Source organism: Marinagarivorans cellulosilyticus (genome assembly GCF_021655555.1).
In the GTDB taxonomy this organism is placed as follows: Bacteria; Pseudomonadota; Gammaproteobacteria; order Pseudomonadales; family Cellvibrionaceae; genus Marinagarivorans; species Marinagarivorans cellulosilyticus.
In genome coordinates this window covers 3,147,644-3,158,229 of the sequence record NZ_AP023086.1, presented here as the reverse complement: position 1 = coordinate 3,158,229, position 10,586 = coordinate 3,147,644, and the positions used below count along the sequence as shown (strand labels likewise).

8 protein-coding genes are annotated in these 10,586 nt (G+C 46.7%); 6 read left to right on the top strand and 2 right to left on the bottom strand.

Annotation, left to right across the window (positions count from 1 at the left end; all coding sequences use genetic code 11):
• Positions 1 to 72: 72 nt before the first annotated feature.
• Positions 73 to 2,247, top strand: a complete 2,175-nt coding sequence (locus MARGE09_RS12650) for a glutamine synthetase III family protein (protein ID WP_236982432.1) — start codon at positions 73 to 75, stop codon at positions 2,245 to 2,247.
• 152 nt (positions 2,248 to 2,399) lie between these two features.
• Here MARGE09_RS12650 and MARGE09_RS12645 read toward each other — a convergent pair whose 3' ends face one another.
• Together MARGE09_RS12645 and MARGE09_RS12640 are read right to left on the bottom strand one after the other, a co-directional pair.
• A complete protein-coding gene (locus MARGE09_RS12645; RefSeq protein ID WP_236982430.1) occupies positions 2,400 to 2,768 on the bottom strand; it encodes a cytochrome b562 in 369 nt (122 codons plus the stop codon).
• Between the two features lie 90 nt (positions 2,769 to 2,858).
• Positions 2,859 to 3,905 (bottom strand): coproporphyrinogen III oxidase, encoded by a 1,047-nt coding sequence (locus MARGE09_RS12640; protein WP_236982429.1) that lies wholly within the window; start codon positions 3,903 to 3,905, stop codon positions 2,859 to 2,861.
• A gap of 391 nt (positions 3,906 to 4,296) precedes the next feature.
• On the opposite strand from MARGE09_RS12640, the gene MARGE09_RS12635 reads away from it, so the two are divergent.
• From MARGE09_RS12635 to MARGE09_RS12615, 5 genes are all read left to right on the top strand, one after another.
• On the top strand, positions 4,297 to 5,109 hold the full coding sequence (locus MARGE09_RS12635) for a formate/nitrite transporter family protein (protein ID WP_236982427.1): 813 nt from the start codon (positions 4,297 to 4,299) through the stop codon (positions 5,107 to 5,109).
• Positions 5,110 to 5,170: 61 nt separating this feature from the next.
• A complete protein-coding gene (locus MARGE09_RS12630; RefSeq protein ID WP_236982425.1) occupies positions 5,171 to 6,892 on the top strand; it encodes a bifunctional protein-serine/threonine kinase/phosphatase in 1,722 nt (573 codons plus the stop codon).
• Between the two features lie 363 nt (positions 6,893 to 7,255).
• Positions 7,256 to 7,594, top strand: a complete 339-nt coding sequence (locus MARGE09_RS12625; protein ID WP_236982423.1) for an STAS domain-containing protein — start codon at positions 7,256 to 7,258, stop codon at positions 7,592 to 7,594.
• Entirely contained in the window at positions 7,591 to 8,430 is an 840-nt protein-coding gene (locus tag MARGE09_RS12620) for an OmpA family protein (RefSeq protein ID WP_236982421.1), read from the top strand. The genes MARGE09_RS12625 and MARGE09_RS12620 overlap by 4 nt, the downstream gene beginning before the upstream one ends.
• A gap of 9 nt (positions 8,431 to 8,439) precedes the next feature.
• The gene (locus MARGE09_RS12615) at positions 8,440 to 10,575 is read left to right on the top strand and encodes a polysaccharide biosynthesis/export family protein (RefSeq protein ID WP_236982419.1); all 2,136 of its coding nucleotides are present in this window, start codon (positions 8,440 to 8,442) and stop codon (positions 10,573 to 10,575) included.
• Positions 10,576 to 10,586 lie beyond the last annotated feature (11 nt).

The window sequence follows — 10,586 nt, the reverse complement described above, 5'->3', positions numbered from 1 at the left end:
TTGCGCAGGCTCGATGGTTTTACTGCTGCTGTTATCCACTATTGCAAACTCATGCCCCAGAGGTACTTTTTTATGTCCGTTAGCGAATCACGATTTCTTGCCATTAGCGAAATCACTTCAACACCGCCCGCCGAAGTGGAAATACCCAAACCGCTCAGTGAAATATGGGCCTGCGATGTGTTTAATCTCAGCACCATGGAAGAGTGTTTATCAAAGAATGCTTTTAAGGCAATGAAGAAAACCGTGCAGACGGGCGCTCCTTTGGGCGCTGCAACGGCAGATGTTGTAGCAGCTGCAATGAAAGATTGGGCTATGAAAAAAGGCGCGAAATTCTTTTCCCACATTTTTTACCCAATGACCAATGCCACCGCCGAAAAGCATGATGGCTTTATTGTGACTAACGCCGATGGCAATGCCATTACCGAGTTTACCGGCAGCCTGTTAATTAAAGGCGAACCCGATGGCTCATCGTTCCCTAACGGTAGTTTGCGCATGACCAATGCTGCCCGCGGTTACACCGCCTGGGACCCCACCAGCCCTGCGTACATTATGCATACCGCCAATGGCGCCACATTAATGATCCCCAGTGTATTTATGTCTTGGACGGGTGAAGCTTTAGATAAAAAAATCCCCCTACTGCGCTCGAATGCGGCGATGAATAGTGCCGCACAAAAAGTCTTAGCGCTAATGGGAGAGACCGATATAACAACGCTGAATTCTAGCTGTGGCGCAGAACAAGAATACTTTTTAATTGACGAAAACTTTGCCAACAGCCGCCCAGATTTACTCTTAGCTGGGCGCACGCTATTTGGCGCAGCCCCCGCAAAAGGCCAGCAGTTCGACGACCACTACTTTGGCGCCATTCCCGAGCGCGTCCAAGTTTTTATGCAAGACTTTGAAGACCAACTATACCGTTTGGGTATTCCAGCAAAAACACACCACAACGAAGTTGCCCCAGGCCAATTTGAAATAGCCCCTTACTTCGAAGCGGCCAACGTAGCGGCCGACCACCAGCAGCTGTTAATGACGGTAATGAAAAACACCGCAAAAAAACACGGTTTTTTAGCCTTACTGCACGAAAAACCCTTTGCTGGCGTTAATGGTTCAGGCAAACACGTGAATTGGTCGGTCGGTAATTCTACTCAAGGTAATTTATTGGACCCTGGTAATACCCCTGAAAAAAACCTGAACTTCTTATTGTTTTGCGGAGCGGTTATTCGCGGCGTTCATCTATTTGGGCCGCTATTGCGCGCGGTGATTGCTTCTGCGGCAAACGACCATCGATTAGGGGCTAACGAAGCACCACCGGCTATTTTGTCGGTGTATTTAGGTGACCAACTCGAAAAAGTGTTTATGGACATCAAAGAAGGCAACCTTAGCCCTACCGAGTGTGGTGGCGATATGGACTTAGGCCTTTCGCAAATTTTAACGTTTAAGCGCGACCCCGGCGATCGCAATCGCACATCGCCTTTTGCTTTTACCGGTAACCGTTTTGAATTTCGCGCGGTAGGATCCTCACAATCGGTTTCCGGCCCATTGGTTGCCATGAATACCATTTTGGCCGACTCCCTTGAGTGGGTTGCATCAAAGTTAGAGGCGCGCTTAGCCGATGGCTTAGAGCAAACCGCCGCCGTCATTGCAGTATTGAAAGAGCTAATGGATGAACACAGCAATGTGATTTTTGGCGGTGACGGTTACTCAAGCGAATGGCATAAGGCTGCGGTTGAGCAGCGCGGCCTTAAAAACATTCCCACAACGGCAGATGCCCTGCCCGCGTTTTTAGACCCCGCCGTAGAAGCTTTGTTTAACAGCACCAAAGTACTATCGCCCAAAGAGCTAAAAAGCCGGTACGAGGTGTATGCCGAGCAATATATTTTGTCCATTGAAGTGGAGGCCAAATTAGTGATTGATATGGCAACCACAGCCATCTACCCAGCAACAATGAGCTACTTAACCGAACTAACCGATAGCCTATCAGCCGCCAGCGCACTAGGCTTAGAAGCCAATAAAGACGTGGCCAGCAAAATCGTGACTGAATCCAACAGCATGATGGCCACCGTAAGCGAACTAAGTGCTGCCATTGCCAACCACGATTTTGATTCTACCGAAATACACATGCAACACTGTGCTAGCACCATAAGAGACTTAATGGATAAAGTCCGCGAACATGCAGACACATTAGAGGGTTATGTCGCCAATAAGGTATGGCCTTACCCTAAATATTCAGAGATGCTGTTCATTAAATAAACAGCAGGAGAAGATGCGTTATTAAAATGTAGTAAATAACGCAAACAGAATTACGGCTCCGTAAAGCCGCTTTTGGCCGCATTTATGCGGCCTTTTTTGTCTGTTTGGCAGTGAAATTTTTATGCTGTGGGCTTAAACGCCCACATTAAAAATTATTTCTTTTTAACGCCTAACTTATCGTGGTACTTCTTACGCGCATCACCTAATTTACCCATCAGCTCTTTAGCTACCGGTAAGTTGTTAGCGGCAACAGCAGCCTCGATGCTCACAACCAGGATATTTAACTCTTCAATACCCTCGTCAAACGTAGCTTGATCTTCCGGTCTTACTGGCTGATCTTTGGCGATATTCAAACCAGCCTTAAATAGCGCAACCTGCTCTTTAATCGCAGGAATGCTGTCACTGTCTTTCATGGCATTGAAAGCGCCGCCCATGTCTTCCATGGATTGGTGAAGCGGGCTAGGTTTTGAACAGCCTGCCAATAGCGCGACAGCAAGTGCAATAGGGAACAACTTTTTCATAAAACAACTCTACTTAGTGAAATAAAGGGCTAATATAATGATCGCAATCAACTATGGCAAATAGATGATAAAACGCCCCTAGAAACCCAATTATTTCACACCGTGGTTTTGCATAGTCGGCGGCACTATGTTACCGCGAGCTTGCAGATCAATCGCAGCAGGAAACTGTTTGTAAAATACTCGCACAGCATTCGCCAACTGTAATTTCACTTCATCGTCAACCTCAACCACACTTTGTGTCGGTAAGATGGTCAAAAATGCGTTGAGCAAAGATTCTTGCGGTGCCGGCACCTTATCAACCCAACTGGCCAATAAATCGCGATTAATATGCTTAGGAATAGAGCCCAAAGTCCCTACATCGTTATGGCTATGCGACAACAACCCCGATGTAGTCCCTCGGTCTAGCGTTAATACCTGCAAAAAATACAGCGTGTGGTAATCCAACTGCTGCTGCTTTTCTTCTGCTGTAATCGGCGCGCTTTCTTGCTGAGCACTGTAAAACAATGTGCAATAGGCATCGATTGCCGCGCGACCAAAGCGCTGGGCCAGCTCGCAATCACTCTGCCAATCGCCAGAATCAAATTGCTCGAGGTAGAAATGCGTAACGCCACGATGGCGCTCTAAGGCAGGTATATAAAAATAGCGATCACCTTGATTCGAACCCTCTGCATACAAGCTGCCACTGGCATTTTGCAAGGCTTGAGCAAAAAGCTGCTTGTCGTTCTCGTTGCCTATAGCAGGGTTAAGATCAGCCATTAAGCGCCAATACCCCTCACCCGATTTCAGCTCTGTCCAGCTGATATGCATATGGATCGATGGAGTACGTGCATGCTCAGGGTGAATAATCGTCGATATTGCCGTTGCGCTATTAAGCGGTTTATCGTCAAGATCTTCATAAAAAACCTGCGACATATTCACCGACGCGCGGTTAAACAACGCATCTTGTGCCATGTAGCGCACCCCGCCACCGTGTAAACCCTCATCCCTCAACCATTCAACGGGCTTGAATGCAGCGAAGTCGGTGCTTAATCGCTCACCTTGCAGGCTCAATTCACTGACAAAATAACGCTGTAAACCCTCAATAATCTCTCGGGCAGTATTGGCTTTTGGGTTACTCGCGGTTTTACGTTGGCTCACGGCGGCCTCTCTTAACTGAAAATAAAAAAGGATTATGCCAGCTAAAACCAAACCTAACCTAGAGCTAGATCAAAAGCAGCGGATAAACCCTTGCCCTAATCACGAGCTAAATGGACCAATCCCTAGCCCTAGGCTCATTACATATGCACCCTTTTGAGTCTCAATTACGGATATTAACTTTGACCAAAAATTAAGAGGGAAAGAAGCTTAGGCTTATGACGCTAAAAAAGTCGCAGCTTTCGTAAGATGAAGCACTTTGGTGCAACATTACCGTGCCTCGGCCGGTAATTTACGAACTTATTCTGTAACCCTCTAATTTTTATAACATTTATTATTTTGGTTCGTCACTTGCTAAAGCGAAGGCTCAACTTCCATTGATATGAGATGAGTTATGTCCTACTTAGAACCAAGTGAGTTTGCCACCAAAATGGTGGATGCTGGTGAATCCAAAATTTTTATGTCAACCAAAGATACCTTCATTCGCGCATTTATGGCGGGTGCCATTTTGGCGCTTGCTGCGTTTTTTGCGATTACCGTCATGGTTAAAACTGGCAACCCGTTAATTGGAGCCATTTTATTTCCTGTTGGCTTTATCATGCTGTATTTAATGAAGTTTGATTTGTTGACAGGGGTATTCACTTTAGTGCCGCTGGCCGTAATCGATAAACGCGCAGGTTGTACTTGGTCCACAATGCTACGCAACTGGGGCTGGGTATTTTTAGGTAACTTAGCGGGCGCATTAACCGTTGCGGTAATGGCATCTTTCATTCTTACCTACGGCTACAATACCGATGGCGGCGCCTTGGCCGCCAAGGTGGGCAGCATCGGCGAGTCACGTACCCTGGGCTATAAAGAGCACGGCTTAGACGGCTGGATTACCATTTTTATTCGTGGAATGTTGTGTAACTGGATGGTATCTATGGGCGTTGTTGGTGCGATGATATCCACTTCAGCCTCAAGTAAAATGATGGCTATGTGGATGCCCATTATGCTGTTCTTTTTTATGGCATTTGAGCACTCAATTGTAAATATGTTCCTATTCCCATTTTCTATGATAATGGGTGGCGATTTCACAGTAGTGGACTACCTAGTCTGGAATGAATTGCCGACCGTTTTGGGCAACCTTGTGGGAGGCTTTTTGTTTGTTGGCTTGCCGCTTTATTTAACACATGTTAAAACAAGCCCAGAGCGTCGTTCAGCTTAACCGCTATTGACACATTAACTCGCTATTAATGGAACCTCGCTTGTAAAAGCGGGGTTTTTTTATGACTAAAGATTCACTAAAAATAACGGTCGGGCAATACAGTGACGCTGGCCGAAAAAAAATTAACCAAGATTGCTATGGCGTGATGGTACCCAACGAACCCCAACTAACCTCCAAAGGTATTGCTGTGGCGTTGGCCGATGGTATTAGCAGTAGTAATGTGAGTCAGGTTGCGAGCGAAGCATCAGTGAAGGGCTTTTTATCGGACTATTACTGCACCTCAGATGCTTGGTCTGTTAAACATTCAGCGCAAGCTGTGTTGAAAGCAATAAATTCTTGGTTATATGCCCAAACCCAACAAAGTGCCCATCGGTTCAATAAAGACAAAGGCTACGTGTGTACGTTTAGCGGCATTATTTTTAAATCGAATACAGCGCATATTTTTCACAGTGGTGATTCACGTGTTTATCGCTTAAGTCAGGGAGCGTTAGAGCAGTTAACACAGGACCATCGGCATCAGCTATCGGAAGAAACAAGCTATTTAACGCGCGCACTGGGTATTCATGACTACCTAGAAATTGATTATGTTGCCGTCGCCATTAAAGTTGACGATATTTTTATATTAGCCACCGACGGCGTTTATGAATTTTGGGATGAAAAAACATTAACAGCAGAGCTAACAAAACCAGATGCTCAATTGCCCGCGTTGGCTCAATCCATTGTGGCAACGGCATTAGCCGCCGGCAGCGATGATAACTTAACTATGCAGTTGGCCCGAATAGATACCGTGCCCAACAATAATATGGATGAAATGCAGCGTCAAGCCATGCTGTTACCCGCGCCGCCCACATTAACGGCGCGTATGGATTTTGAAGGCTTTACCATCTTGCGGGAAATTTACATTAGTAGCCGCAGCCACGTTTTTTTAGCAAAGCATAATGATAGCGAGGAGCACGTCATTATTAAGACGCCCTCATCAGAAATGCGAGACAATCAAGCGTATCTCCAACGCTTTATTATGGAGGACTGGATTGCAAGAAGGGTTAATCATGCCAATATTCTACGCGCACTAACGCCCCAAAAAGCACCAAATTACCTGTATATTCTGACTGAATTTGTGGAAGGGCAAACCCTTGCGCAATGGATCGCAGACAATAAAACCCCAGCCCTGGAAAGCGTACGAAATATTGTTGAGCAAATTGCAGCCGGCTTACAAGCCTTTCATCGACAAGAAATGGTGCATCAAGACCTTAGGCCTGCCAACGTAATGATTGACGTACAAGGTACCGTTAAGATTATTGACTTTGGTGCCGTTAAAGTTGCAGGCCTCAGTGAAATACAGCCCAGTAACGAGGGCATTATGGGTACAGCGCAATACACTGCACCAGAATATTTTTTAGGGGAGCTAGGTTCACACCAAGCCGATATTTTCTCGTTAGGCGTGATGGTGTACCAAATGTTATCTGGCGGTAGCTTGCCGTACGGCAATGCCGTTTCCAAGGTTCGCAGCCAAAGGGACTGCCAAGCACTGCATTACCAACCGCTGTCGCAACTCAAAAACCCTCCGCCAGCGTGGGTTGACTTCGCGATAGCTAAAGCGCTAAACCCCAACCCGCTTAAGCGCTATCAGGAGGTTTCTGAGTTTGTATATGACCTTCGACACCCGAACCCTCGATACCTTCAGCGCACACAAGCGCCCATTATCGAAAGAAACCCCATTCTATTTTGGCAAGTTATATCGCTTATATTATTGCTAGTGGTGATATATCAAGCCAGTCATTGATTGTCACGACGACCAGCCAGAGTATCTAAAACGCGCGGCATCCCCTAAAGGGCATTCCTGAAATTAACTTTAAGTTTTGCCGGCCGACGGTTTCTCATTTGCGGCGCAATTTACCCGTTCTTTTGCGCTAACAATTAATCGCATCATGCATTGCAATTTGCAATTAATACGTCGCAAACACCTTGATATAACTTCAGGGCTAAAAAACCAACCACACCCTACCGAAGTCGCATAAATATCGTTGTTATTAATACCCGATACAAAGCAAAACCTAAAAAAATAGAACTCAACGTTATATTTGCATGGCACGGCGCTCGCAATAACTCACTTATATCAACTTAACCGATATTAAGGTGGACCACTATGAAACTTGAAAGCACGCTTACCAATGGCACACGACATATTACCCTTGTCGGAGACTTTGATGCCGAAGGCGCACTCACTGCACGCGATAAAATAGAAAGCTTTTGCGCCGACAACGAAGCACAAATAGTCAACATTGATATGACTCACGTACCTTTTTTAGATTCATCGGGTATTGGCGCATTGGTCTATCTGTTCAAACGTTTAAAAGCCAGCAACTGCAAAATGGAGCTTTCTGGTGTTGCAGGCCAGCCTGCCGAATTAATGAAACTATTGCGCGTTAATCAGGCCATCACCATTAACTGGGGCGATGACAACCTGCAAGGCTTAGCCGTATGAAACCGTTCTACTCCCCCATAGCCTTGTTGCTACCACTAACAATTTTGGCAACCGGTTGCACACATTGGCCGGCACACGGCCAAGGTGGCTTGGCCGAGCACACCGCAGCACCACTTTACCCCATTGAAATTCCGGCCGTGGTGAACCCTCATCACGACAATACGCTTACCGTCGAGCAAGGCCTTCGCCTAGATAGCGACAATACGCGGCAGCAATTAGACACCCTAGTACTCCAGGGCGGCAACATTTGCTTTCCTGCGGCGGTTTACCGCTTAAACCTTAGGCAAATACGTATAGAACGCCAGCTCACCGGTGGCCTAAGTGCCGATGCTGCCATTGATGTCCTAATTCAACGCAAAGCCTTAGATCAACTGCGCCAGCAGCTTGCGCAGGTTAACCCTGCCGTAACCTGCGCCCTACCCCAGCTAAGCGATGCGGAAAAACAACAGCAAACGCTGGAAAGAATTAGCCTTTTATTAAATGCCGACAATCAATTTGCCATCGATTCTGCCGCCATAAACCCCAAGTACGCTGCACGTCTAGCCAAAGCGGCGCAACAGTTACAACCGCTAAACCAAATAAAGCTCACCATTACTGGCCATACCGATATTAACGGCACGCAAACACACAACCAACAACTCGCGGCGCAGCGCGCCCAAGCAGTAGCGAGTTTTTTAACCGCAATGGGTATTGAGCTTAAACGACTAACGATTACGGCTGCTGCCAGCGAACAGCCTTACAGCCATGCCCTAGGGCCCGAGCACCGCTTAGTGAACCGCCGCGTATTGATTACGCTAACACAAGCCGCTAACCAAGCCGTAATCGAGCAGCTGTAGGAGTACACCATGCGCAATATTACTCAACATTTAATACCCGCCTGCTTATTTTTAATTATTGCGATTTTAGGCAATATTGCGCACGGAGCACAAACTAACGACCAAGCCTTTACTGTTAATATCGGTGATGAAATCACGCTTTTATTCCCTGGCGAAACAAGCCTAAGCAAAGCTTTTTCGGTAGAGCGCGACGGGACTATCAATTTGCCTGAAGTTGGTCAAATAACCGTTGTCGGTTTAACAGAAAAAGCCTTGCGCACAACGGTTAAAAAAGAACTTAGCAAAGCCTTTCGCAATATAGAAGACTTATCAGTACGCATCGGTAAAAAGCAACGTCTTATAAAAATTGCAGGCTACGTTAACCAGCCTGGCGAGGTATTGTTATCGGCAGGTGGCGATATTCAAAGCGCGTTTGTGCTGGCCGGTGGGCTGCGCAACGGCGCTCAACTCGACCAAATTCAACTGCGCCGCAACGGTGAATTAACCGTCTTTAACTATAAGAGTTATATGGATACCGGCGACACAGCCGTACTGCCTAGATTACAATCACTGGATGAAATTTTTGTTCCCGCTTCGCCCAAAACCGGCAATATTGAAACGGCCTTTAACCCCAGCAGTTTAACCAACAGTGGCGATGCCGCCGACAGTCAAAATGCCATTAAAATATTTGGCGAAGTCCGCAGCCCAGGTAGTTTTTCGTTTAACGAAGGCGCTAGCGTTGTCGATTATTTAATGCGAGCAGGCGGTGTTACACGCTACGCGTCGGTGGAACAAATTCGTGTTATTAGTGGCGGCAGCCCAAAGCTTTTTAACCTAAAAAAGTATTTAGATTCTGGCGACGAAAGCGCCCTGCCCCTGATCACTGAAAACACCACTATTTTTATTCCGATTCAAGAAGAAGAAATCAAATCGGGTTCCAACATGGTGTATATCATGGGCGAAGTATTTAAGCCTGGAGCTTACGAAGGTAAAAAAGGTGCAACCTTTTTAGATATTCTAGCGAATGCTGGCGGCCCTACACGCTACGCCGAAAGCCGACAAATTCGTTTAATCCGCGCCAACGGCGATGTTGTTCCCTTTGATTTAGCCGCCTTTACAGAATCTACACGCTTACAACCACTACCAGACGTACAAGCTGGCGACGCCATTTTTGTCCCAGAAAAAACCGATATGAACGAAAAGTCATGGTTAAAAGTTGCACCGAGCCGTGCCGTTCGGGTATTGGGTGAAGTTGTGCGCCCCGGGCGTTTCGAGTGGTCCGATGAAATGTCACTACTGGATTTACTAGCCCATGCTGGCGGCCCCACTTCACGTGCAGATACCTCGCGTATTGAAGTTGTTATTCCTGAAGGCGAAAACCAAACGCGAAAAATTGCTTTTAATTTAGATACCTTTATCGAGCAAGGTTTAAGTGATAGTAAGTTGCCGCAATTGGTGGCAGGCACCACTGTGCGCATTCACGATTTACCCCAAGACCCATCCGATAACAAAAGCCAATGGGTACGCCAAGCCTCTGACGATTCCATCTATATTTTTGGTCAAGTCGGAGCACCAGGGCGCTACCGTTTTACCGATGCCATGCACTTTTTAGATATTCTCGCCGCTGCCGATGGCCCTACAGATAAAGCCGATATTTCCGCTATTCGCATTAGCCATCGCGGTAAAAACCGCCCCGAAGTGAGCGCATTAGATTTACATTTATATTTCGAAACCGGCGACGAGGCCTTACTGCCTGACGTAAAACCCGGCGATACCATTTATGTACCGGCACAAAAAGGCCTTTGGCTGCACACCCCTAAAGAAACCACTATTCGCGTATTGGGTGCAGTTAATAAACCTGGCCGCTATCGCTTTGACGATACCATGAGCATTCTTGATTTACTGGCAGAAGCCGGTGGTACCAGCGACGAAGCTTATCTTAAAAAAATTACGGTTGTGAATTTGTCGTGCTGTAAAGATCAAGCCACCGTATTTAACCTAAAGAAATTTTCGCGCACCGCCGATTTCAGCAAGCTGCCGGTACTGCGCGCCGGCGATACTATTTTTGTTCCTCATCGCCGCGAAAGCGTGCTGTACAAAACGCGCGAAGGTATGCGTGACATTATTCAAACTGTAAGTTTGGTCGCACTTATTGGCGCCCTTTAACTCCACCACTA

Coding starts and splice junctions, on each gene's coding strand:
- MARGE09_RS12635 (WP_236982427.1), top strand. CDS start 4,297: ATGTCCTACTTAGAACCAAGTGAGTTTGCCACCAAAATGGTGGATGCT.
- MARGE09_RS12620 (WP_236982421.1), top strand. CDS start 7,591: ATGAAACCGTTCTACTCCCCCATAGCCTTGTTGCTACCACTAACAATT.
- MARGE09_RS12625 (WP_236982423.1), top strand. CDS start 7,256: ATGAAACTTGAAAGCACGCTTACCAATGGCACACGACATATTACCCTT.
- MARGE09_RS12630 (WP_236982425.1), top strand. CDS start 5,171: ATGACTAAAGATTCACTAAAAATAACGGTCGGGCAATACAGTGACGCT.
- MARGE09_RS12650 (WP_236982432.1), top strand. CDS start 73: ATGTCCGTTAGCGAATCACGATTTCTTGCCATTAGCGAAATCACTTCA.
- MARGE09_RS12615 (WP_236982419.1), top strand. CDS start 8,440: ATGCGCAATATTACTCAACATTTAATACCCGCCTGCTTATTTTTAATT.
- MARGE09_RS12645 (WP_236982430.1), bottom strand. CDS start 2,768: ATGAAAAAGTTGTTCCCTATTGCACTTGCTGTCGCGCTATTGGCAGGC.